Below are 22,618 nucleotides of genomic sequence, written 5' to 3'. Positions count from 1 at the left end.
GGGGCCGGACGGTTGGGGGAACCGTCCGGCCCCGCGCCTTTTCCGCCCCCGTGCTTTCGCCCCCGCCCCCGCCCCTGCCCCGACCCGTGACGATGTGCGTTCCGCCTGGCGGGGCTGCTAGAGTTACCTCATCGCAGGCGCCGCTAGCTCAGTTGGTTAGAGCAGCTGACTCTTAATCAGCGGGTCCGGGGTTCGAGTCCCTGGCGGCGCACCGGTACAACCCCAGTTCGGCACCGTCCGAGCTGGGGTTTTTCCGTATGACGCCACGATCCGGCCCGGCGCCGGATCACGGGGGACAGGGGTTGTCTGTCGGGGTTCAGCGAGAAAAGCTGCAGATAGCAATCACCGGGCCCAGTCCTCGAAGGTGTCCTCTTCTCGTCCTCCGGCTCTGATCGGGAAGTGTCATGTCCGATATCAAGGCGATCCTGTCGGTGCGCGCATGAGCTCGCTGCTGGCCGTCAGCGACCTGCACGTCGGCTTCCCGGACAACCGGGAGGTGGTCGAGCGGCTGCGTCCCCGGTCGCCGGACGACTGGCTGCTGATCGCGGGCGACGTCGCCGAGCGGGTCGCCGACGTCGAGCGGACGCTCGCCCTGCTCCGCGAGCGCTTCGCCACCGTGGTGTGGGCGCCGGGGAACCACGAGCTGTGGACCCATCCCGGCGATCCGGTCACGCTCCGCGGTGAGGAGCGGTACCGCCTGCTGGTCGAGCGCTGCCGCGAGCTCGGCGTGGTCACGCCGGAGGATCCGTACCCCGTGTGGACCGGACCGGACGGACCGCTCGCCGTCGCGCCGCTCTTCGTGCTCTACGACTACTCCTTCCGGCCCCCCGGGGCGCGCTCCGCCGAGCAGGCGCTGGCCATGGCCGAGGAGAGCGGAGTCATGTGCACCGACGAGTTCCTCCTGCACCCCGATCCGTATCCCTCCAGGCCGGCGTGGTGCGCGGCCAGAGTCGCCTCCACCGAGAGGCGCCTGGCCGCCCTGGAGCTGCCGACCGTGCTGGTCAACCACTATCCGCTGGTCCGAGATCCGGTGCGGGTCCTCCGTCACCCGGAGTTCGCCCTGTGGTGCGGCACCGAGCGGACCGCCGACTGGCACGTGCGCTTCCGGGCCGAGGCGGTGGTCTACGGCCACCTGCACATCCCGCGGACGACCTGGCATGACGGGGTGCGCTTCGAGGAGGTCTCCCTGGGCTACCCCCGCGAATGGCGGCAACGGGCAAAAGCCCCGACCCTACCCAAAGTCATCTTTTATGGGGATCGAAAGGTGTAGGTCAGACGATACCTATGGACCGGCAGCCGGCGGCCGGGGGGCTCAGGCGGAGAGGCTGAGGGCCAGGCGGGGGGCGAGGCCGGTGTTGCGGCGGTGGCCGAGGCGGTGGACCGCGAGCTCCAGGGCGTCGCGCCGGCCGACCAGGACCACCCAGGACTTCGCCCGGGTGACCAGGGTGTAGAGCAGGCGGCGGCGGAGCATGACGCCGCCGGCGTCGGCGACGATGGGGGCGACCACGAAGGGATACTCGCTGCCCTGGGAGCGGTGGACGCTGATGGCGTAGGCGTGGGTGAGGTCGTCCAGTTCGTCGAAGCCGTAGGTCACCGGTTCCCCGTCGTCGATGACGATCTCCACCAGCCGGTCCTCCGGGACGACGCGGGTGACGGTGCCGGTCTCGCCGTTGAAGACGCCCTTGTCGTAGTTGTTGCGGATCGGCATGACCCGGTCGCCGACCCGGAAGACCGAGGCGCCCGCCCAGTGCTCGGCCTTGTCCTCGGCGGCCGGGTTGAGCCGTTCCTGCAGTCTGCGGCCGAGGTCCGTGGCGCCCGTCGCGCCCTTGCGCATCGGGCACAGCACCTGGACCTGACCGGGGTCCACGTTCTGCTTGCGCGGGATCGCCACCGTCGCCAGTTCGACCACCCGCTCGGCGACGGCCTCGGGGTCGTCGAGCTCCTCGAACCAGAAGCCGCCCCCGCCGGGCAGGCGCGGGAGCTCCCCGGCGCGGATGCGGTGGGCGGCCCGGACGATGGCGCTGTCGCCCGCCTGCCGGAAGATGTGGGTCAGCCGGACCCGGGGGATGTCCTCCACGCGCAGCAGGTCGGCCAGGATGTTGCCGGGGCCGATGCTGGGGAGCTGGTCGCTGTCGCCGACGAGCAGCAGGTGGCCCCCGGAGGGGATGGCCGCGCACAGCCGGGTGGCCAGGTGCAGGTCGAGCATGGAGGCCTCGTCCACGACGATCAGGTCGGCGTGCGCGGGGTTCCGGTCGAACAGGGCGTCGGGGTCGGGCTGGTGGGCCAGCATGCGATGGACGGTCATCGCGGGCACGCCGGTCAGCTCCGAGAGCCGCTTGGCGGCCTTGCCGGTGGGCGCGGCGAGGGTGACGGTGCCGCCCATCGCCCGCACGGTGGCCGCGATCGCCCTGACCGTGTGGCTCTTGCCGCAGCCCGGACCGCCGGTGAGGACGGACACGGTCGCGGCCAGCGCCATGGTCACCGCGGCCCGCTGGTCGTCGTTGAGGGTGGCGTCCTCCTCGAAGCCGCGCATCGGCAGCGTCGAACGGGCCCGGAAGAGCCGGGTCAGGTGGTCGGTGAGGGCCAGTTCCCGGCTGTGGATCTCCTTGGCGTAGACGACGGTCTGGCCGGGCCGTTCCGGGGACGGCTCGGTGACCACCCGCCGCTCGGCCACCAGGGCGTCGACCGCCTGCCGGATCAGCTCCTCCTCCTGGCCGATCATCGCGATGGTCTGGGTGAGCACGGCGAGCAGCGGCAGGTAGCAGTGCCCTCCGCCGCTGGCCGCCGCGTCCAGCCGGTCCAGGACCGCCGCCTGGATCCGCTGCGGGCTGCTCTCCGGCACGCCCGACCGCAGGGCGATCCGGTCGGCGGTGCTGAACGCGATGCCCCTGACCCGGCCGATGAGCCGGTAGGGGTCGGAGGTCAGGATCTCGGCCGCCTGCGCGCCGAACGCCTGGTAGACCTTCGCGGCGAGCAGCGGGCTGACGCCGTACCCCTGCAGGACCACCATCAGCGCCGCGATCGCCTTCTGCTCCCGCCACGCCTCGACGATCTGCGCCTGCCGTACCGGGCCGATGTTGATGACCTCCCGCAGGCGTACGGGATCGGTGTCGATGACGGTAAGACTTTCCTCACCGAAGTGGCTGACGATGGCGTGGGCCAGGCGCGGGCCGATGCCGCGGATCAGTCCCGAGCCGAGGTACAGCTCGATGGCCCGGACCGTGGACGGGATCACCCGCTCGCACGCGCTGACCATCAGGCGCCTGCCGTGACGTGGGTGGTCGTCCCACTCGCCGACGAGCTTGAGCGTCTCCCCGGGCTGCACCCCGGCCAGCGCCCGGCCGGAGGCGACGAAGGCGGGCATGTCCTCGGCGCTCATCCGCGCGACGGTGTATTCGTCCTCGCGGACGTAAACCAGTTGCTCGACCGAGGCTTCCACGGTGAGGATCCAATCATCCCGTACGGCCCGCGTCACAGGCCGCCGATCGGCGGGACGGCCGCGTGCGAACCGCGGGCCTGGTCGGCAGGGTAGGGCGTGGGACCGACAATACGGGCGAAAGACGACGTGGGACGGCCTGTGACGGGTCCGGCGGGGGGTTCGCCGGGGCGGGCGAAGCCGCCGGGAGACGGCGCGGAGCCTGCCGGAAGAGGGCGCAGGGCCCGACGGAAGGTGCCGGGTCCGCCGAAAGAAAGAAAAATAGTACCGAGGTTGTCCGGGGGCTGTGTTGGAACTCCGAAAATGTCGGTGCCGTTCGAGACTATAGAGCTGTGAGAAGAACTTAAACGATCAGACGGGGCACCGCCGGGTCAGCGGATCCGGAGATCCCCGAGGGAGAGAGGCATGCGATGCTGATCACGATGAGCGTGCCCGAGCTGGCACAGGTTCTCTTCGCCTCCGCGTTGCAGGCATCCGACGACCCCTCGCCGGAGCAGGCGCGCACGGCCATCGAGGACCGGCTGCGCATCTGCCACGCGGATCTCGCCGACTGCCTGGCCAGTGTCGCGCAGGAGGCCGGTGACCACCCCGAGGCGTACGCCAGCCGGATGCGCTGGGCCCTCGGCATGGCCGACCGCGTGAGCACCGCCGTCAGGCCCGGCCGGATGGGCTCCGTCACCAGGACCGAGCGGGCCGGGTCCGTCTGCCTCGCCCTGGTGTGACCGCCGGGCCCGGCCGACCGGATCACCGGCGGGCGATCCCGGCGATCGCCCTGGCGAGGGGGGCGACGGCCGCGCGGGCCTCCCGCTCCGGCATGAGGACGGATCTGGCGGAGCCGATCCCGGCGCCCCGGGGGCGCTCGGAGCCCGCGTAGGAGACCTCGATCACGCTCCCGCCGACGACCACGAGCACCCCGGCCACTCCCACCTGCAGCTCGGCGGCCCGGTGCCGCCTGTACTGGACGTACGCCGGATCGTCCGTCCCCGGCAGGTCGGTGACCTCGGTGAAGGAGATGCCGGGATACTCCCGGTCCACACCGTCCCGCGCCCGTCGCAGCGCCCTGTCGCGACGCTCCTCATAGTGCCGCCGGGCTCCCTCGGGATCGGGGTTGCCGGCCCGGTTGGTGAAGGTGAGGACGCTGATGGAGACGTTGCGCAGGCGCAGGCCCCGGCTCGCGGGCAGGTCCGCGTTCTCCCACCAGCAGTCGACGACCGTGCGGTCGGACAACACGGTTCGGGAGGCGCCGGTCTTCGGATCGGGGACCAGCCTGGCGGCGGCCAGGCCGAACTTGGCGCAGTTCGCGGCGAAGTCGACCGGGACCGGCGTGGGCGTGGCGGCAGGGGCGGGCGTGCCGGTGGGCGCGGGTGTGGCCGCCGGGGTGGCCGGGCGCGCGTACGGCCTGCCCGCGCGCCAGTCGGTCACCGACTCCGACACCTGACGCAGGAGGCTCTCGGCCTCCCGCAGCGCCGCCCTCTCGGCGGCGGGCGGGATGTCCCCGCGGGGGAGGGGCGGCGCGGGGCTCCCCCCGGGCCTGTACTGCACGCCCACGATGACGTCCCCGACCCTGCTGGAACCCTTGGCCACGTCGTACCCGCTTCCCGTGCGGGAACGGGAGTACTGGCCGTGCGCCGAGTCGCCGATCCCGCTGAACCTCCTCACCGGGGCGTCGACGAACTCCTTGTGGGAGCGGGTCGCGAGACTCTGGTCGCCCTGGACGGCGAAGGCGTACTTCCGCGCCGCGACGACCTCGGCGCTCTCGCCGGTCTTCTTGTACCGCTTGACCTCGATCTCGATCTCGCCGGCCGAACCGTTCTCGCCGGGCAGGAGGTCCCCGCGCCACCTGCACTTCCAGGCGGTCGCGGAGGAGTCGTCCGAGGCGGTGCGGTCGATCACCGCCCGCGGGGCGAGACGCTCGGCCTCGGACGCGCTGATCATGGAACAGACGTCCGGGGGGTCGTCCGGGGAGTGGGCGGCGGGCGTGGCCGAGGCGGCGGACGAGGCCGGGGCCGTCCCCGTGCCGGGACGGGACACGGTGTAGGCGACGACGCCGCCGGCGACGGCCAGGGCGGTCGCGCCCGCCACGGCGGGCGCGAGCCAGCGCCGCCGGGTCTCGCTGGTCGCCACGTCAGTCCGTCCCGGTCTTCCGGAAGGCCTCGAGAGCCGTCTCAGTGGCCTTCAGCAGCCCGGCGACCGCCTGCTTCTGCGGCATGAGGACGGAGCTGGGGGAGTTGATCGGCTGGTCCTTGGCGCGCTCGGAGCCGCCGTGGGTCACCTCGATCACGGTCGCTCCCACGAGCACGGCGCTGTCGGCGATCCCCGCGTGCACGCTGGGGGTGCGGTTCTTCCGGTACTGGTAGTGGGCCCGGTCGCCCCAGTCCTTGGGCTCGGTCACCTTGTGGTAGAAGAGTCCCTGGAACCCGCTCCCCTCCCACTCCTTGGCCTTGGAGCGCAGGTCGATGTAGTAGTGCTTGGCCGCCCCGGTGTCCGGAGCCCCGGACCGGTTGGTGAAGGTGGTGAAGCTGATGAAGACGGTGCGCAGGCCGAACCCGTCCTGGGCGGGGATCTCCCGGTTGTTCCACCGGCAGCTGACGATCGTCTTGCCGCCGTCCCGCGTCCGCTCCGCGTTGGACTTCGCGCCGGGGACCAGCTCTGTGGCGACCGGGGTCACCGCCTCGCAGGTCTTGGGGAAGTCGATCGCCACCGGCGTGGGCGTCGGGGTGGGGCCGGTCGGCGTCGGCGTCGGATCGAGGGTCGCGCGCGCGTACGGCCTGCCCTGCCGCCACGCCGCGACCGACTCCGCCGCCTGCCCGAGCAGGAGCTTGACCTCCCGCATCGCGTTCTTCTCGGTGACCAGCGTCCGGCCCTTGGAGGTGAACAGGGGCGAGTCCTTGCGCTCCTGGCTGGCCTCGTACTCCACCTTGACGGTGACGTCCCCGACGCGGGCGAATCCTTCGCCGAAGGCGCTCGGGATGCTGTTCCCCTTGTACCAGGTGTACCGGGCGTGGGCCTCTTCGCCGATCCCGTCCAGCTTCGCCATCGCGTAGTAGGCGTCCTTGGTGGGGTTGGCCGCCCTGAACTGGCTGCTGCTGAGCTCGATGCCGTACTGCCGCCGGGAGACGGTGTCGGCGCTGTCGCTCTCACGGGCGTGGTGCTGGGTCACCTCTACCGTGATCTTGCGGTTCCTGCGGTACTCCCCGAAGGAGAGGCTGGGGTTGCTCCAGGTGCAGCTCCAGGCGATGTAGGAGAACTCGTCTCGTTTGTCGGAGACGGTGTCGCTCACCGTCGCCTTCGGGACGAGGCGTTCGGTCTCCAGCGTGTCGAGCGTGGCGCAGGCCTTGATCGGTCCCGTGGCGGTCTGGGCGACGGGCGTGGCCGGGGCGGCGGCCGGGGACGGGGCCGGGCCCGGGTCCGGCGAGGTGAGGGAGCGGGTCACCACGTAGGCGCCGCCGCCGCCCGCCGCGGCGAGGACGACCACGCCGGCCGCGGCGAGGACCAGCCGGCCCCTCCGGGGGGCGGCGGGGGAGGGCACGGTGGCCGTCCACCGGAGCTGCCTGGTGGAGGGCTCGGGACTGTCGTGGCTCATGGAGCCTCCTGCGGGGGAGTCGGAGGGGTCTGGCGGGGAGTCTCCTGCGGGCGGGGCGGAGTCTCCTGTATAGGAGTCGCGGGGACGGGCTGCGGTTCGCGCACCCGGGTCCGCTTTTTCCGGGTTCGCTCTCCCCGTACGGGATCTCTAGGCGGGCTCTGCGGGATCACCGCTCTCCACGGGCTCACTCACCGGGGGAGCGGGACTCCCCCGCGGAGGGGCCGCCCGTCCCGCCGGGCGAGGCGGCCGTGAGCCCCGCCGCCACCAGCTCGGCCGCGCGGCGCGCGGCCTCCTGGTCGGCCGGGGTGACCCCGCCCTCCTCCGCGCGCACCCACTCGACCCTGACGATCAGATTGCTGACCCGGAGCCAGGTCGTGCAGATGGTCCTGTCGTAGAGCCCGCCCTTCCTGGCGGTGTCCTGGGTGAACGCCTCGTCACCGACCCCGGACAGGTCGCGGACCGCGGACCGCGTCTCGCTGTAGGCCAGCTGCCGGGTGCCGGCGGCGGCGACGGCCTCCTGCCTCTTGCGCTCGAACAGCCGCCGGGCCGCCTCGGGCGCGCCCGTCCCGCCCTGGACGGGCACGGCCTGCGTCTGCACCGCGATCCAGCGGTACCGGCGCCCGTTGGGCTCGTTCCACTCGCACTCGTCCGCCCTGGTCATCCTGGGGTCGGTGGCCTTGCCGACCAGCTCGTCGGCCTGCTCGACGGTGAGCAGGCCGCAGGCCTCCGGCGCGGTGGCGAACCGCCCGCCGTCCGGCGCGCTCTCGCGGGAGGCGGTCACCTGCCAGGCGAACAGCGTCCCGGCGGCCACGGCCGCCAGCAGGGCCGCCGCGGCGATCCACACGAACCGGCGGCGCCTGGCGCTCCGGGACCGCGGGCCGCGTACGCGGGCGGGCACGGTGGGGAGTCCGTCCAGGCCGGGGCGGGCGGCGGGGAACCCGTTCGCACCGTGCCGCGCCTGCTGCGGCTGTGCCTGATGCGCCGGCTGGAGGTCCGGGGCGTCCGGGCGGGTGAGGGGGAAGGTGCCCGAGGTCCGGCCCGAGCGGGCGACGCCGTTCAGGACACGCCGGATCTCCTCCGGCTCCGGGCGCGTCTGCGGGTCCTTGGCCAGCAGGGCGAGCAGCAGCCCGCCCAGCTCGGGCCCGGCGCGCTCCGGGGCGGGCGGCTCGCGCATCAGCACCGCGGCGGCGATGGCGGCGGGGTGATCCCGGTGGAACGGGGCCCGGCCCTCGGCCGCGGTGTACAGCGTCGCCCCCAGCGACCACAGGTCGGAGGCGGGGCCCGCGGGCTCCTCCCGGAGGCGCTCCGGGGCGGTGTACCCGGCCGAGCCCGCGTGGCCGGACAGGCTCAGCTCACCGGTCAGCGGGGCCGCGATGCCGAAGTCGGCGAGCATCGCCGTGCCGTCCGCGTCGAGCAGGACGTTGGCGGGTTTGACGTCGCGGTGGAGCAGGCCGTGGGTGTGCGCGGCCTCCAGCGCGTCCAGCACCCGCAGGCCGATCGCCGCGACCTGGCGCGGCGGGAGCGTTCCCTCCCGCCTGATCACCCTGTCCAGCGAGTCCCCGCCGACCAGGTCCATCACGATCCACGGCTGTCCGCCGTCGGTCACCACGTCGTGGACCATGACGATGGCCGGGTGGCTCACCCGGGCGGCGGCCCTGGCCTCGTGGATCGCGCGCTCGGCGAACTCGCGGCCGCCGCGCAGCTCCTTGACCGCGACCTCGCGGCGGAGCATCTCGTCGCGGGCGCGCCAGACCGTGCCCGCCCCGCCCTCGCCCAGCCGTTCCAGCAGCCGGTACCTGCCCGCGAGCGTCCGCGCGGGCCCGGCGCCTTCCTGCCCCGTCATCTCTCGTCCTGTCATTTCCCGTTCCGCAGGGCCGCCTGAGCCCACCGCGCGGCCTTGAGCGCGCCGTCCCTGATGTCGGCGTCGGTGGGCGTGGAGGAGATCGTCGAGTACCGGGCCTCGACGACGAGGTTGAGGACGCGGAAGTGGACGACGCCGGTGTGGGTCTGGCCGCTCTCGGAGGTCAGGTCGTGGGCGAAGGCCCCCTCGCCCAGCTCGGGCACCGGGCGCGCGGCCGTGGTCCTGGCCGTCACGCGGGTGATCCCGGCCTCCTTCCACTCCCAGGGGAACTCGGTGGGCTGCCGGTGCGACCTGCCCAGGGCGGCCAGGTGCTCGCGGGCCGTCTCCGGGCTCATCCCCCACGGCTGCACGGCGTCGCTGACGGCGCGGGGGATCAGCGCGACCCCGCTGTTACGGGTGGTCCAGGCGCATCCCCCCTCGTACGGCGTGCCGGTCGGCGGCTGGGGGGCGCGCGTGATCTCGCGCGCCTGCGCGGGGGTGAGCAGCGAGCAGAAGTCCACCGGCCCGGCGAACTCCGTCCGCTCCCCGTCCCCGCTCAGGAGCGCGATCGTGACGCCCGCCGCGACCGCGACGAGGACGACCGCCACCGCCGCCGCGATCCAGAGCCGCAGACGGCTCCGCCCGGCGGGCGGGACCGCGCCGGGCCCCTCGCCCCGCGGGGCCGGGAGCGGGGTCGGTGAGCCGGGGGGCGGGAGCGGGACCGGGGTCGCGCCCGGCGGCGGGGGCGGGAGCGGGACCGGCGCCGAATCCGGCGGAGGGAGGGGGACCGGGACCGATCCGGGGGGCGGAGGCGGGACGCGGATCGCGGAGTCCCCGGTGACGCGGGGGGAGCCGGGGAGACCGGGAGCCTCGCGGACCTGGGGGGCCTGGGGGACCTCGGGCACGCGGCCCTCGGCGACCTGCGTGAGCAGCCACCGGGCCGTGCCCGCGTCCGGCCGTGCCGCCGGTTCCCGCGCCATCATCGCCACCAGGACCGGCTCCAGCGGGCCGGCCAGTTCGAGCGGCCTGATCCGCCCGGACAGCGCCGCGCTCAATCTCACCATGGGCGCGCCCTCGTAGGCGGCGATGCCCTCGACGGCGAAGTAGAGGGTTGCCCCGAGCGACCACAGGTCCGAGGCGGGCCCGCCCCGCTCGCCGTCCAGCCGTTCGGGGGCGATGAACCCGGGCGAGCCGATGAGCAGTCCCGTCTGGGTCAGCGTCGCGTCGCCGGTGAGGTGGGCGATGCCGAAGTCGGTCAGCACGGCCCGCCCGGAGGTGGTCAGGAAGACGTTCCCCGGTTTGACGTCACGGTGCTGGATGCCGCGGGCGTGGGCCGCCGCGAGCCCGTCGACGAGCTGGGCGCCGATCGCGGCCACCTGCTGAGGCGGGAGCGGACCCTCCTCCTCGACGAGGGCGCTGAGGCTGTGGCCGCGCAGCAGCTCCATGACGATCCACGGCTTGCCCTCGTGGACCGTCACGTCGTGCAGGGCGACCACCGAAGGGTGGCGGATCTGCGCGGTGGCCTGCGCCTCCCGTACGGCACGGGTGACCAGCTCGGCCCGGCGGGCCTCGTCGATCCCCGGGGGCAGTGTGAGCTCCTTGACCGCGACTTCGCGGTCAAGCATCTCGTCCCTGGCCAGCCAGACGGTTCCCATCCCGCCGCTGCCCAGTTCCCGGATCAGGCGGTACCGCTCCGCAAAGTCTTCCCTGTCGGGCATAGCGGGAGAATAGCGGACTCACTGATCATGCTCAGCCCGTCACCCGATGTAACGGCGGACACGGGAAGGACGACCTGGCCAGGCGGGTGGGCTTCACCTATCTGATCAACTACCACTCGGCCGCGCAGTTGCTGCTGTACGGCGTCGGCTGGCAGCAGGCCGCCCCCACCCCGACGACCTGATCTTCGAGGCGCTGCTCGGCGACGACGCGACGCCGGCCGTACCCGGGTACGACCCCGACATCGGAGCCGAGCTCTACACCACCAACGGCGAGACCGACGGGCACATGACGAACCGGGCCTTCGACCTGTCCCCGTACGCGGGCCGGCGGGTCGAGATCTCGATCGGCTACGTGACCGACCCGGCCACCGGCGAGGTCGGCGCGTTCGTGGACGACACCAGGATCACCACCACCGGCGGGACCCCGGGCGCCGTGCGGCGCCCGGCCCCTCGGCGTGTTCCGCGGAACCCTGGCCGGTTCGACTAATTCTTAGTAAGGTTTCCTATTAATAACGTGCTATCCGTCGGCCGTTGGACATGTTCCACCTCCATTCCCCCCTGTAGGAGGAGTCCACGTGCACCTGCGACACAAGGTGACCACCGGAGCCGTCGCCCTCGCGGCCGGATCCCTGCTCGCCCTGATCCCCTCGGCCCCTGCGGGCGCCCACGGGTCCATGTCGAATCCCCCCAGCCGCGCCTACGTCTGCAAGACCGAGGGCCCGGACAGCCCGAAGTCCGCGGCGTGCAAGGCCGCCGTCGCGGCCGGCGGCACCCAGGCCTTCTACGACTGGCACGAGGTGTCCCTGCTCACCGCGGGCGGACGGCACCGCGAGCTCATCCCGGACGGCAAGCTGTGCAGCGCCGGGCGTGACAAGTACCGCGGCCTCGACCTCGCCCGCGCCGACTGGCCGGCCACGAAGGTGAATCCGGGCCCGCTGACGATCACCTACCACGCGACCGCGCCGCACGCCAACAGCAACTTCGAGTTCTACATCACCAAGCCCGGCTGGAGCCCGACCCAGCCGCTGCGCTGGTCGGACCTGGAGCACATCAAGACCTTCAACAACCAGAACCCGACGACCTACACCAACTGGACGATCAACCTCCCGCAGCGGACCGGCCGCGCCATGATCTACTCGATCTGGCAGCGCGTGGTGGGCAGCGAGGAGGCCTTCTACACCTGCAGCGACGTCGACTTCGGCGGCGGCACGAACCCGACCCCGACGCCGACGGTCACCCCGACGCCCACTCCCACGCCGACGGTCACCCCGACGCCGACGCCGACCGTGACCCAGCCGGGCGGCACCTGGGCCCCGAACACCGCCTACGCGGCGGGCGCGCGGGTGACCTACGGCGGCGCGACCTACCAGTGCCTGCAGACGCACACCTCGCTGCCGGGCTGGGAGCCGCCGAACGTGCCCGCCCTCTGGAAGCGCCTGTAAGGGGCTTGTCCCGGTCCGGGGGACGGCTCCCGGTCAGGGAACGGTTCCCGAGCCGGGAACACGGCTCCCGGGCCGGGGAGAACCTCGCCTCCCCGGCCCGGCCCGGCCCCTCCCCGGCCGTCCGCGCCGTCGTCCACGAGGAGTCCCCGATGAAGCGCACTGTCCTGGCGGCGCTGAGCGCCCTCGCCCTGTCCGCCGGCGCGGCCCTGACCGGCTGCGGAGCCTCCGGCGGCGAATGGGCGCGCGGCGTCATGGCCGACCGGGCGTCGGAGGCCGGTCCCGCCCGCGGGTTCAACACGGCCGACGTGATGTTCCTGCAGATGATGGTCCCCCACAACGGCCAGGGCGTGGAGCTGGCCCGGCTGGCGCGCGAACGGGCCGCCCGCGAGGAGGTGCGGATCCTCGCGGCGGCCGTCGTCACCGCCCAGGAGGCCGAGACCGCCACCATGGCCGGCTGGCTGCGGGGCTGGGATCAGCCCGCGACCGCCCCCGCCGACGAGCACGCCGCCCACGGCGGCATGCCGGAGACGAGCGAGCGGGAGATCGCCGAGGTCACCGGCGCGGCCCCGGCCGACTTCGAGACGCGCTTCCTCGACACGCTGATCGCCCACCAGGACGACGCCGTCCAGCTGGCCAGGGCGGAGGCGGCCGCCGGCCTGCACCCCGAGGTGCGGCGGCTGGCGGAGCGGATCGACCTCTCGCGCACCGCCCAGATCGAGCAGATGCTGCGCCTGCGGGGCCGGTGACCGTCCGCTCCCGGATCACCCCTCTTCGAGCGAGGCGAGCACCCGGGCGGCCACCTCCTCGGGGGAGAGGTCGGAGACGTCGAAGGTCAGGTCGGCCACCTCGGCGAAGAGCGGCCCGCGGCGGGCGCGCTGCTTGACGAGCATGGCCTCCAGGTCGGGCTCGAAGTGCGGGCGGTGCGCTCCGGAGCGCATGCGCTCGGCGAGGATCGCCGGCGGCGCGTCCAGCCAGACCACCGTCGCCTCCTTCAGCGCGGCCCGGCGGCCCGGGTCGTCCACCACGCTCGCCGCCGCGGCGATCACCGGGGCGGGCCGCCCCGCGAGGGACTCGGCCAGGTGTTCCGCCTCGCGCCGGTGGAGCTCTTCCGTGCCCGCCGTGGCCACGGTCTCCGCCGCCGTCGCGCCGCCGTACCGCGCGGAGATGTCGGGATCGCTGTCGCGCAGTCCGCGCCCGAGCTCCGCCGCGAGGATCCGTGCCACGGACGTCTTCCCCGAGCCCATCAGGCCGGTGACGACGATCGGACGGTCAGGTATCACTGCGGCCTCCATGCGGCGACGTTTGAGATCCGTACGAGGGATAGGGAGAAGGTACTGGTTCGAAGGAGGGAAGACCCATGACCATCGCAGGCGGCATCGTCCTCATCATGATCGGCGCCATCTTCACCTGGGCGGTCGAGTTCGACCTTGCCGGGTTCGACATCAATGTCCTCGGCGTGATCCTGATGCTCGGCGGCCTGGTGTGGCTGATGTTCGCGCTCTACCGCCTGAACGCCGCTCGCCGTGCCCTGGCCTCCAACACCACTGTCGTCACGGAGGACCCGGTCACCCATCAGCGGATCTACGAGGAGCGCCGCTACGACGACCCCCCGGTCGTGTGAGTTCTTACCCAGGTGAAACGGAGGACGGACGTTGAGCAAGGTCGTATCCAGGGGCGTGAGCGCCGCGAGCGGAATGCTCGGCGGTGCTCTCGCCGGAGTCATCTTCAAGCAGGTCTGGAAACTCGCCTCGGGTAAGGATGACGCGCCCCAGGCGAACTCGGAGGAGTACGGCTGGGGGGAGGTCCTGCTCGCCGCGGCCGTTCAGGGGGCGATCTTCGGTGTCGTCAAGGCAGCGATCGACCGCTCCGCGGCACGGAGCCTTCATCGAGCGACCGGACAGTGACCGCGGACCCGGCCTCGCCGGGCGAGCGGACTGCGACGGCCGGATGGGCGCGCCCGCTCGTCTCGCGCGGGCGGCTCATCTCTCGCGGATGGCGCGCCGCCGCGGTTATCCGCGCGGTACGGCTCCGGCTGGCGAGAACCTCGGCGTAGACGGCCGACGTCTCCGCCGCCACCCGCTCCCAGCTGTAGCGGGACGCGGCCCGCTCGACCGCGGCGGCGCCGTAGGCCGCCAGCAGCGGCGGGTCCGCCAGCAGCCCGCGTAGCGCGCCCGCCAGGACGGCCTCCCGGCGCGGCGGGACCAGTACGCCGGTGACCCCCGGGACGACGGTGTCCAGATGCCCTCCCACCGCCGAGGCGACCACCGGCACCCCGCAGGCCATGGCCTCCAGCGGCACGATTCCGAACGGCTCGTACCACGGCACGCTGATCACCGCGGTCGCCGCCCGCATCAGGGCGGGGACCGCGGAGCGCTCCACCCTCCCGATGAACCGGACCCGGCCGGCGACGCCGCACTCGTCCGCGATCCGCGCCAGGCGGGCGGTCTCCGGTTCCCCGGGCTCGCCGCCCGCGACCACCAGCGTGGCGTCCGGCACCCGGCGGAGCGCGCGGACGACGGTCTCCACGCCCTTACGCGGGACCGGCCGGCCGATGGAGAGCAGGACCGGGCCGGGTCCGAGGTCCGGCGCCGGGCCCGCGGGAGTGAACGCGGCCAGGTCCACGCCGCAGGGGACGACGTGGGTGGCCCGCCGGGGGACCCGCAGCCGGTTCAGCTCGGCCACCTCGTCCGAGCAGGTCGCGATCACCGCGTCCGCCTGCCAGGCGATGACCGTCTCCGTCTCCACGCGCTCGCGCGGGCTGGTGTCGGCGCTGCCCTGGTGCCGCCGCTTGACGGTGCCGAGAGCGTGGAAGGTGTGGACGACGGGCACCCCGGTGGCCCGGGCGGCGGCCAGGGCGGCCAGGCCGCTCATCCAGAAGTGGCTGTGCGCGATGTCGGGGGCGGACGCCGCCCAGCGCCGGGCTATCCACCGGCTGAAGTCGGGCATCCAGGCGAGCAGGTCGTCCTTGGGGATGCTCTCCGGCGGACCGGCGGGAACGTGGACGACGGTGACGCCGGGGGCGAAGGCGACCTCCGTGTCCTGCTCGGCGGAGTCTCTGCGGGTGTAGACGGTCACCGTGTTCCCCCGCGCGGCCAGCGCGCAGGACAACGCGGCGACGTGCACGTTCTGGCCGCCCGCGTCGGCGCCGCCGATGGTGGCGAGGGGACTGGCGTGTTCGGACACCATCGCGATGTTCATAGGCACGGCTCCGCAGCGGTAATGCAACAGAAACGTGCCTGCGTCTTAGGCATCCTTTGGGCTGCTCTACCCCCGAGGGGGCTTTTAAACCCGTTTGACCTTGGAGTTCGCGGGAAGTCCCCGGGTGCTGGGGTGACGGTTCGAAGGCGAGAGGAGTTCGGTCATGGAGGCTCCGCAGTATGTCGCCGCGCGGGTGCAGGGTGCACTGGCGGAGGACGAACGTACGAACGAGTTGGGCATCCGGGTGGACGTCCGCGGGGAGCAGCTCTTCCTGCGCGGTCAGGTGAGCTGCGAGGAGCGCCGTGAGCTGATCGCCGATGTGGCGAGTGAGGCGGCGCCCGGATTGGTGGTCCGCAACGAGCTCACCGTCGTGGACGTCCGGACGCCCGAAGAGGAGGAGAAACTGTGAGCCTGCGAATCGCAGCGGTCGGTGACGTCCATCTGGGGACGGACATGGGCGGGCGTTACCGCTCCCACCTGACCGGGATCGAGGAGAAGGCCGATGTTCTGCTGCTGGCCGGCGACCTGACCAGGCATGGAACCCTGGAGGAGGGGGAGGTGGTGGTCGAGGAGTTCCGCGACCTGCCGATCCCCGTCATCGCCGTGCTCGGCAATCACGACCACCACTCCGACAAGCCCGCCGAGATCGCGGCCATGATGCGCGAGGCCGGGATCGCGGTGCTGCACGACGATGCCGTCGTCCTCGACGTCAACGGCGAGCGGCTCGGCGTCGTCGGCGGGAAGGGCTTCGGCGGCGGGTTCGCCGGCAAGTGCGCCAGCGAGTTCGGCGAGCCGGAGATCAAGGCGTTCGTCAACCACACCAAGCGGATCGCCGACCGCTGGCGGACGGCCCTGAAGGAGCTCGAGGCCGACCGGCGAGTCGTCCTGTCGCACTACTCGCCGGTCAACGACACGCTGGCCGGCGAGCCCCCGGAGATCTACCCCTTCCTCGGCAGCTACCTGCTGGCCGAGGCGATCGACGCGGAGGGCGCGGACCTGATCCTGCACGGTCACGCGCACATGGGGACCGAGAAGGGGGTCACGCCCGCGGGCATCCGGGTGCGCAACGTGGCGCTCCCCGTGCTGGGCCGGGCCTACGGGGTCTACTGCCTCAACGGCGACGGCCGCTGCTGACGCCCCCGCCGCGGTCATCGGCCGTGGCCGTTGACGGCCGTCAACTCATCAGCGGCCGTCAACTCATCAGCGGCCGTCAACTCATCAGCGAGCGTCGGCGGACATCAGCAGACATTAAGAGCGGGCCGGGTGGTAACCCGGCCCGCTAACGCTTGTCTGGGACTCACTTGGAATTCGGGGCGACTTGAGGTGATGCGAGCCATGCTCGCATCAGACATTGAAGATGCTCACACCCCCGGGGCCGACGAGGAATCCGAGGACGATCAGGACGATCCCCCAGAGGAGATCGCGGCGGGCCAGGATCACGTAGATCCCGGCGATGACGAGGACGACTGCGATAATCCAGAGCAATGTAGCCATAAACGGCCACTGCCCCCAGGATTCGCTATTTAACGTCCTTCGCTCGGTAAAGGTCGATGAGCGGCTGGATGAACCACAACCAGGCGGCGGTCAGCCCGACGGCGCCGCCGAACACGATGGCCGGCCAGCCGTCGATGAGCGTCTCGGTGACGAGTGCCACCGCGCTGGTCATCGAGACGGCCAGGAAGACGGCGCCGACGATGCCCAGTCCGTTGGCGGCGTGGAGCATCCTCTCCTTCAGTCCGCTCCGGAACAGCAGACGGTGCTGGGCGGCCGGGGCGATGAAGCAGACGGAGGCGAACGCGGCGCTCATCAACGCGATGAAGAACAACCAGCGGCCGAGGGCGTCCACTTTCTGGAAACCGGGTGAGAAAGGAACCGTCAGCAGGAAGGCGAACAGGACCTGCACGCCTGTCACCGCGACGCGCAGGCCCTGGAGCAACTCGGTCAGCTCGCGGTCGACCCGTTCCTTGTGGCTCTCGCCCGGCTGCGGTCCTTCCATTCGGGGATCGGAGGGGTTACTCATCTAGGTCGATTACCCCTGCTTTAAGGTGATATGCCTGGTGACTAGGGGGCGATCCTGGGGGTAATCCTCGGCTATGGGAAGCCACAGTCACGAGGTCACGGACGCGATCCTGGAGACACTGAAGCGGGCCAGTACCGGACTCAAGGACGCCAATATCAGGTTCGCGCTGGCCGGGGGATGCGCCGCCTATTCGCGCGGGGCCGCACCTTCGTTGCACGACGTGGACTTCGTCCTGCCGCAGGAGGACGTGCCGGCCGCCTTGGAAGCCCTGCGGGACCTGGGGTTCGAGACTGCCAAACCGCCGGAGGACTGGCTGGTCAAGGCTTATGACGAGGGCAGGCTGGTGGACCTGATCTTCCGTATCGCCGACAACCCGGTGACCCCCGCCCTGCTGGAGAGAGCCGAACCGCTGAAGGCGTCCGCCGTCATCGTGCCCGTCCTGGAGGCGACCGACCTGGTCATCTCCTGGTTGTTGCCGCTCTCCGAGCACGCTTGCGACTACGGTTCCCTGCTTCCCCAGGTCCGGGCGCTGCGGGAGCAGGTCGACTGGAACCGCGTCGCGGCGGTGAGCCAGTCCTCGCCGTACGCGTATACCTTTCTGACCCTGCTGGAGCGCCTGGGAGTGGTGAACGGCCCCGTCGACCCGTCGGGTGATCCATCCTGGCCGTGAGGCCGTGAGGCCGTGAGGCCGTGAGGCCGTGAGGCCGTGAGGCCGTGAGGCTGTGAGGCTGTGACGCGGAAAGGGCGGCCCGGTTCATGAACCGGGCCGCCCTTTCCGTCAGGCCGGTGGTGGAACTTCCGTCAGGCCGGTGGTGGAACCGGCCGGAGCGGTGTTGAGAACGCGGAGGGGCCCCGCCGTACGGCGGGGCCCCTCGTCGTGCCCTGTCGGATCAGTAAGTGGCCGGGCCGCCCCCGTAGGGGAAGCGGCCGTAGTACTCGCCGACCCGGTCACGGTAGGAGGTCTCCTTGAAGGTGGACTCGTCGAACTCCGGCGCGTCCTTGATCTCCTGCTTGGTGCGCGCGACGTAGATCTTGCGCTCCTGCGGGTCGATCTGCGTCACCGTGCTGGCCGGGAGCAGGACCTTCTTACCGAAGATCCACGGACCGGTGTCGACGACGAGATAGCTCTCGCCGACCTCGTAGGAGGCCTCGTCGACGGATCCGATCTTGCCGTCCGTCGCTTCGACGTCGTATCCAGCGAGGTCGAAGCTCTTGGTGGCGTCGTAGACGTCAGTACGGTAAGACCACAGCTCAGGCTGCATGGTTCCATCTCCCTTCGTTGGTTCTCCGGGCTCGGTCCCTCTACCCGCGCAAAGTGGAGTAAACGGATTTTTTTCCTGCCTTTGGGGTTGGGGCCCGCGCCTGGGGCTTCCCGGTGCGGGCCGCGCCAGGTGAGGCTCGCATCTCGTAGTCGCCATATATCGGCTCATGTACCGACCACGTCCCGGGGTCCGGTACTCTTATCGAGGTCAAGCGCCGCTAGCTCAGTTGGTTAGAGCAGCTGACTCTTAATCAGCGGGTCCGGGGTTCGAGTCCCTGGCGGCGCACCCGATGGAAACCCCAGTTCACTACGCTGAGCTGGGGTTTCTCGGTTTCCGGGCCTCCCGGGCCCGCTCCGCGGGGGCGGCGGTCAGCGGTCCGCGCCCGGCCCGCCGGACTCGTCGGTGAGCAACCGGCGCAGAAGCTCCTCATCGCCCGCGTCCAGCTCGTGCACGAACCGCCGGAGCACGGTGGCGTGATCGGCCTCGGCGTTGAGCAGCGCGCTCATCCGCTGCGCGACCAGCCCGGCGGCGTCCACGAGGGCGCCGTAGCGGTAGGAGCGGCCCTCCCGGCGCCGGGTGACCGCCTGCTTCTTGTGCAGGCGGATCAGCGTGGTGACGACGGCGCTGTAGGACAACCCCCCCTCGGGGGCGATCAGATCCCGGACCTGGCCGGGGGTGAGCGAACGACCGGCGTCCCGCAGGGCGGTGAGGATCACCGCCTCGAGCCCGCCGGGCCGGCGGCGCTCGCCGCGATCAGGGGAATCACCCCGACCGGCGAGATCGTCCGGGTCTGCGTCCACCGTGCACACCCTATCGGGGCCCGCCGGACTTCATGGCAGGCTGAAGCCGCACACGACCCGGGAGGCACAGGTGTTCGATCACTTCGTATGGTCAGTGGTGGTGAGCCCGCCGCTGATCGTGCTGGCGGCCTCCGTCGTCTCCGGCCGGATCGCGCCCGCGCTGGCCGCCCGTCTGCTGGCCTGGTCCGCCGCGGTGGTGGCGGCGGCCAGCACGGCGAACCTGGCGGTGTTCGCCCTCAAGGCGATCGCCGAGCTGCCGGCGGTGGGCCGGGTGATGGGCTGGTCGTCCACGGTCGTCCGGGACGACACCGCCGGCGTCCCGTGGGTGTCGTGGGGATCGCTGCTGCTCCTGGCGGCGGTGTCGGTCGCGCTGTGGCGGACGCATCGCCGCCACCGCCGCGATCTGCGGGCGGCGCGGCTGCTCCCGCGCCCGGACGGTGACGTGCTGCTGGTCGAGGACGTCGCGGTGACGGCCTTCGCCGTGCCGGGTGCTCCGGGTGGCCGGGGCAGGCCGCGCGATCCCGGCTGGGTGGTGGTCACCACCGGCATGCGCGAGGCCTTGACCGGCGAGCAGTACGCGGCGTTGCTGGCCCACGAACGCGCCCACCTGGCCGGCGCCCACCACCGCCTGGTGCGGCTCGCCGAACTGGCCGGCGCCGCGCACCCCGCGCTGCGCTGGGTGGGCGCCCAGGTCGGCTTCCTGGTGGAGCGGGCCGCCGACGAGCAGGCGGCGGCCGAGACAGGTGACCGGCGCCTCGTCGCCCGGGCCGTCGGCGCGGCGTCGCTGGCGGCCACCCGCGCGCGCCGGGCCGGGGCCCGGCCCGGTACGGCCTCGAACGTTCTGAACGCGGTGGGCCCGGCGGCGGGACCGGGAGTGATTCCCCGGCGGGTGGCCGCGCTGCTGCGCCCGACGGGGCGGTCGCGCACGCTGCTGTCCCTGCTCCCGGCTCTGGTGGCGGCCGGAACCGTCGTGTGGACCGGTGAAGCGATCTACGACCTGCAGGAACTGCTGCGGTTCGCGCACCTCTCCTGGCCGTGACCGGCCCGCCTGGTTTACTTAGGTGAGCCTATGTTAACTTCTACAGCATGTAGCAGGGCCCGGCTCCGGGCTCTCCTCCGCCGACCCTGAGGAGCTTGCTGTGCCCGCCCCCGTAACCCGCCCGTGCGCGTTCCGGCCGGTGTGCTCCTCGCTCGGAACGCCGATGTCTCCGGTGCGGTGATCGAGGCCGGCCTGCCCGGGGTGGCGTCCGGCGGGCGGATCGCATGAGCCGTCGTTCGTCCCCCCCTCATTCAGTCAAGGCTTTCCCGACATTGGAGCAACGGTGTTCGCCAGCTATCTCATCGGCCTGCGCGAAGGGCTGGAGGCGGCGCTCGTCGTCTCCGTGCTGGTCGCCTTCCTGGTCAAGAGCGACCGGACGGACAGGCTTCCGCACGTGTGGACCGGCGTGCTCGCCGCCGTGGCCCTGTCGGTCGGCTTCGGCGCGGTCCTGACCTTCACCGCCGCCAACCTCGGCCACACCGGCCAGGAACTCTTCGACGCGATCACTTCGCTGCTGGCCGTCGTCTTCGTCACCTGGATGATCTTCTGGATGCGGCGGGCCGCCCGCGCGCTGTCGGAGGAACTGCGCGGCAAGCTCGGCGGCGCCCTCGAACTGGGCTCGGCCGCCGTGGTCCTCATGGCCTTCCTGGCTGTGGCGCGCGAAGGACTGGAGACGGCGCTGCTGTTCTTCGCCTCCGTCCAGGGCGCGACCACCTCGGCCCAGCCGCTGATCGGCATCAGCCTGGGTCTGCTGACCTCGGTCGCGATCGGTTACGGCCTGTACAAGTCCGCGGTGCGCATCAACCTCACCACGTTCTTCACCTGGACCGGCCTGCTGCTCATCCTGGTCGCGGCCGGAATCTTCAAGTACGGCGTGCACGACCTGCAGGAGGCCGCCATCCTGCCCGGCCTGAACGGCTACGCCTTCGACATCGGCGCCGTCCTGCCCGCCGACTCCTGGTACGGCACCCTGCTGGCCGGGACGCTCAACATCACCCCCCAGCCCAGCGTCCTGGAGACCGTCGCCTGGGCCGCCTACCTGATCCCCACCCTCTACTTCTTCCTGCGTCCCTCACGCGCCCAGACCACCCCCGCATCCGCAGCCGGAAAGCCCGCGGCCTGAATCAGGAGCATCCATGTCTGCTATCGCACGTCTCACCGCCGGCGCCCTGGCTCTGGCCGCGCTGACCGCGTGCGGGGCCGAGCCCGCCGCTCCGGGTGACTCCGGCGCGGCGCGGAAGCCCGGCAAGGTCGCGGTCGCCGCCGGCGACACCGAGTGCAAGGTGGCCGTCTCCGAGGTGGCGGCGGGCACCAGCACCTTCGCCGTCACCAACGGCGGCAGCAAGGTCACCGAGTTCTACGTCTACGCGCCGGGCGACCGGGTCATGGCCGAGGTGGAGAACATCGTCCCCGGCCTGACCCGCGAGCTCGTCGTCGAACTCCCCGCCGGAACCTACGAGACGGCCTGCAAGCCCGGCATGGTCGGCAAGGGCATCCGCAATCCGCTGACCGTCACCGGCGAGCACAGGCCGCTGAACGCCGACGCCAAGCTCGCCGAGGCCACCGCCAGCTACAAGCGCTACGTCAAGAGCCAGAGCGACACCCTGCTGGTCAAGACGCAGGAGTTCGTCGACGCGGTCAAGGCCGGCGAGATCGACAAGGCCAAGGCGCTCTACCCGGTCTCGCGCACCTACTGGGAGCGCATCGAGCCGGTCGCGGAGATCTTCGGCGACCTCGACCCCGCCATCGACGCCCGCGAGGCCGACCTGGCCGAGGGTGAGGAGTGGACCGGCTTCCACAAGATCGAGAAGGATCTCTGGATCACCAAGGACGTCAGCGAGGACGGCCCCGTCGCCGACAAGCTGATCGCCGACGTCAAGACCATCGTGGAGAAGGCCAACGCCGCCGAGCTGACCCCGCTGAACCTGGCCAACGGGGCCAAGGAGCTGCTCGACGAGGTCGCCACCGGAAAGATCACCGGCGAGGAGGACATCTGGTCGCACACCGATCTGTGGGACTTCGCCGCCAATCTCCAGGGTTCCAAGGCCGCCGTCCAGTCGCTGCGCCCGGTGCTGGAGGAGCGTGCCCCCGACCTGGTCAAGACCCTGGACGAGAAGTTCGCCGCCGCCGAGGCCGAGCTGGGCGCGCACCAGAAGGGCGACGGCTGGCGGCTGCACGACGAGCTGTCCAAGGAGGAGCTGAAGCAGCTCTCCGACGTGATCAACGCGCTGGCCGAGCCGATCAGCAGGATCGCGCCCATCGTGGCCGAGTAGGGGGCTG

The 22,618-nt window shown here is 71.9% G+C and carries 24 protein-coding genes and 2 tRNA genes; 15 read left to right on the top strand and 11 right to left on the bottom strand.

Translation table 11 applies throughout. The features are described from left to right. The first annotated feature begins 137 nt into the window (after window positions 1–137). Together Plo01_RS24805 and Plo01_RS24800 are read left to right on the top strand one after the other, a co-directional pair. Window positions 138–211 (top strand) — tRNA-Lys (locus Plo01_RS24805). Between the two features lie 228 nt (window positions 212–439). Then, the gene (locus tag Plo01_RS24800; protein ID WP_203893077.1) at window positions 440–1,270 is read left to right on the top strand and encodes a metallophosphoesterase family protein; all 831 of its coding nucleotides are present in this window, start codon (window positions 440–442) and stop codon (window positions 1,268–1,270) included. 42 nt (window positions 1,271–1,312) lie between these two features. On the opposite strand, the gene recD2 is transcribed toward Plo01_RS24800, so the two are convergent. Continuing rightward, a complete protein-coding gene (gene recD2, locus Plo01_RS24795) occupies window positions 1,313–3,439 on the bottom strand; it encodes an SF1B family DNA helicase RecD2 (protein ID WP_239316989.1) in 2,127 nt (708 codons plus the stop codon). A 407-nt stretch (window positions 3,440–3,846) separates the two neighbouring features. On the opposite strand from recD2, the gene Plo01_RS24790 reads away from it, so the two are divergent. Continuing rightward, window positions 3,847–4,158, top strand: coding sequence for a hypothetical protein (locus Plo01_RS24790; protein WP_203893076.1), 312 nt, complete (start codon window positions 3,847–3,849; stop codon window positions 4,156–4,158). 22 nt (window positions 4,159–4,180) lie between these two features. Here the strand turns inward: Plo01_RS24790 and Plo01_RS24785 are convergent, their stop codons facing one another. The 4 genes from Plo01_RS24785 to Plo01_RS24770 all read right to left on the bottom strand — a co-directional run bounded on the left by Plo01_RS24785 (window position 4,181) and on the right by Plo01_RS24770 (window position 10,577). Further along, the gene (locus Plo01_RS24785; RefSeq protein ID WP_203893075.1) at window positions 4,181–5,560 is read right to left on the bottom strand and encodes a hypothetical protein; all 1,380 of its coding nucleotides are present in this window, start codon (window positions 5,558–5,560) and stop codon (window positions 4,181–4,183) included. Between the two features lies 1 nt (window position 5,561). Further along, window positions 5,562–7,019, bottom strand: a complete 1,458-nt coding sequence (locus Plo01_RS24780) for a hypothetical protein (RefSeq protein ID WP_203893074.1) — start codon at window positions 7,017–7,019, stop codon at window positions 5,562–5,564. Between the two features lie 184 nt (window positions 7,020–7,203). After that, window positions 7,204–8,862, bottom strand: coding sequence for a protein kinase domain-containing protein (locus tag Plo01_RS24775; protein WP_203893073.1), 1,659 nt, complete (start codon window positions 8,860–8,862; stop codon window positions 7,204–7,206). A gap of 11 nt (window positions 8,863–8,873) precedes the next feature. Further along, window positions 8,874–10,577, bottom strand: coding sequence for a serine/threonine-protein kinase (locus tag Plo01_RS24770; RefSeq protein ID WP_203893072.1), 1,704 nt, complete (start codon window positions 10,575–10,577; stop codon window positions 8,874–8,876). 286 nt (window positions 10,578–10,863) lie between these two features. Here Plo01_RS24770 and Plo01_RS24765 point away from each other — a divergent pair, with 286 nt between their 5' ends. The 3 genes from Plo01_RS24765 to Plo01_RS24750 all read left to right on the top strand — a co-directional run bounded on the left by Plo01_RS24765 (window position 10,864) and on the right by Plo01_RS24750 (window position 12,765). After that, window positions 10,864–11,064, top strand: a complete 201-nt coding sequence (locus tag Plo01_RS24765) for a hypothetical protein (RefSeq protein ID WP_203893071.1) — start codon at window positions 10,864–10,866, stop codon at window positions 11,062–11,064. 88 nt (window positions 11,065–11,152) lie between these two features. Continuing rightward, window positions 11,153–12,019 carry a lytic polysaccharide monooxygenase auxiliary activity family 9 protein gene (locus Plo01_RS40515; RefSeq protein WP_239316987.1) on the top strand — a complete coding sequence of 289 codons (867 nt, stop codon included), beginning with the start codon at window positions 11,153–11,155 and terminating at the stop codon, window positions 12,017–12,019. A 149-nt stretch (window positions 12,020–12,168) separates the two neighbouring features. Next, window positions 12,169–12,765 carry a DUF305 domain-containing protein gene (locus tag Plo01_RS24750; RefSeq protein WP_203893070.1) on the top strand — a complete coding sequence of 199 codons (597 nt, stop codon included), beginning with the start codon at window positions 12,169–12,171 and terminating at the stop codon, window positions 12,763–12,765. A gap of 15 nt (window positions 12,766–12,780) precedes the next feature. Here Plo01_RS24750 and Plo01_RS24745 read toward each other — a convergent pair whose 3' ends face one another. Then, window positions 12,781–13,299 (bottom strand): shikimate kinase, encoded by a 519-nt coding sequence (locus Plo01_RS24745; RefSeq protein WP_239316985.1) that lies wholly within the window; start codon window positions 13,297–13,299, stop codon window positions 12,781–12,783. A gap of 77 nt (window positions 13,300–13,376) precedes the next feature. Between Plo01_RS24745 and Plo01_RS24740 the strand changes: the two genes are divergently transcribed. Beyond that, window positions 13,377–13,640 carry a DUF6458 family protein gene (locus Plo01_RS24740; protein WP_203893068.1) on the top strand — a complete coding sequence of 88 codons (264 nt, stop codon included), beginning with the start codon at window positions 13,377–13,379 and terminating at the stop codon, window positions 13,638–13,640. A gap of 73 nt (window positions 13,641–13,713) precedes the next feature. Further along, window positions 13,714–13,923 (top strand): DUF4235 domain-containing protein, encoded by a 210-nt coding sequence (locus Plo01_RS24735; RefSeq protein ID WP_239316991.1) that lies wholly within the window; start codon window positions 13,714–13,716, stop codon window positions 13,921–13,923. Here the strand turns inward: Plo01_RS24735 and Plo01_RS24730 are convergent. Next, the gene (locus tag Plo01_RS24730) at window positions 13,865–15,217 is read right to left on the bottom strand and encodes a glycosyltransferase (protein ID WP_203893066.1); all 1,353 of its coding nucleotides are present in this window, start codon (window positions 15,215–15,217) and stop codon (window positions 13,865–13,867) included. The genes Plo01_RS24735 and Plo01_RS24730 overlap by 59 nt on opposite strands. Window positions 15,218–15,380: 163 nt before the next feature. On the opposite strand from Plo01_RS24730, the gene Plo01_RS24725 reads away from it, so the two are divergent. Beyond that, on the top strand, window positions 15,381–15,626 hold the full coding sequence (locus Plo01_RS24725) for a BON domain-containing protein (RefSeq protein WP_203893065.1): 246 nt from the start codon (window positions 15,381–15,383) through the stop codon (window positions 15,624–15,626). Next, entirely contained in the window at window positions 15,623–16,351 is a 729-nt protein-coding gene (locus tag Plo01_RS24720) for a metallophosphoesterase family protein (protein ID WP_239316983.1), read from the top strand. Before Plo01_RS24725 ends, Plo01_RS24720 begins: the two co-directional genes overlap by 4 nt. A gap of 210 nt (window positions 16,352–16,561) precedes the next feature. Here the strand turns inward: Plo01_RS24720 and Plo01_RS24715 are convergent, their stop codons facing one another. Next, window positions 16,562–16,711, bottom strand: a complete 150-nt coding sequence (locus tag Plo01_RS24715) for a GPGG-motif small membrane protein (RefSeq protein ID WP_175593845.1) — start codon at window positions 16,709–16,711, stop codon at window positions 16,562–16,564. A gap of 25 nt (window positions 16,712–16,736) precedes the next feature. Further along, entirely contained in the window at window positions 16,737–17,213 is a 477-nt protein-coding gene (locus Plo01_RS24710) for a DUF6328 family protein (RefSeq protein ID WP_239316981.1), read from the bottom strand. Window positions 17,214–17,310: 97 nt separating this feature from the next. On the opposite strand from Plo01_RS24710, the gene Plo01_RS24705 reads away from it, so the two are divergent. Next, window positions 17,311–17,907 (top strand): nucleotidyltransferase family protein, encoded by a 597-nt coding sequence (locus Plo01_RS24705; RefSeq protein WP_203893063.1) that lies wholly within the window; start codon window positions 17,311–17,313, stop codon window positions 17,905–17,907. Between the two features lie 220 nt (window positions 17,908–18,127). Here the strand turns inward: Plo01_RS24705 and Plo01_RS24700 are convergent, their stop codons facing one another. Then, window positions 18,128–18,499, bottom strand: coding sequence for a PRC-barrel domain-containing protein (locus tag Plo01_RS24700; protein ID WP_203893062.1), 372 nt, complete (start codon window positions 18,497–18,499; stop codon window positions 18,128–18,130). A 211-nt stretch (window positions 18,500–18,710) separates the two neighbouring features. On the opposite strand from Plo01_RS24700, the gene Plo01_RS24695 reads away from it, so the two are divergent. Beyond that, window positions 18,711–18,784, top strand: a tRNA-Lys gene (locus Plo01_RS24695). 83 nt (window positions 18,785–18,867) lie between these two features. On the opposite strand, the gene Plo01_RS24690 is transcribed toward Plo01_RS24695, so the two are convergent. Then, complete coding sequence (locus Plo01_RS24690) at window positions 18,868–19,299, bottom strand: BlaI/MecI/CopY family transcriptional regulator (protein ID WP_203893061.1); 432 nt, start codon at window positions 19,297–19,299, stop codon at window positions 18,868–18,870. 70 nt (window positions 19,300–19,369) lie between these two features. Between Plo01_RS24690 and Plo01_RS24685 the strand changes: the two genes are divergently transcribed. From Plo01_RS24685 to efeO, 3 genes are all read left to right on the top strand, one after another. Continuing rightward, window positions 19,370–20,338, top strand: a complete 969-nt coding sequence (locus tag Plo01_RS24685; RefSeq protein WP_203893060.1) for a M56 family metallopeptidase — start codon at window positions 19,370–19,372, stop codon at window positions 20,336–20,338. A gap of 283 nt (window positions 20,339–20,621) precedes the next feature. Continuing rightward, window positions 20,622–21,461, top strand: a complete 840-nt coding sequence (efeU, locus tag Plo01_RS24680; RefSeq protein ID WP_239316979.1) for an iron uptake transporter permease EfeU — start codon at window positions 20,622–20,624, stop codon at window positions 21,459–21,461. 13 nt (window positions 21,462–21,474) lie between these two features. Then, a complete protein-coding gene (gene efeO / locus Plo01_RS24675; protein WP_203893059.1) occupies window positions 21,475–22,611 on the top strand; it encodes an iron uptake system protein EfeO in 1,137 nt (378 codons plus the stop codon). Window positions 22,612–22,618: the final 7 nt, after the last annotated feature.

It is taken from the genome of Planobispora longispora (assembly GCF_016863135.1).
GTDB lineage: Bacteria > Actinomycetota > Actinomycetes > Streptosporangiales > Streptosporangiaceae > Planobispora > Planobispora longispora.
Note: the sequence above shows the minus strand (reverse complement) of the source record. Positions and strands in the feature narration are given on the sequence as shown.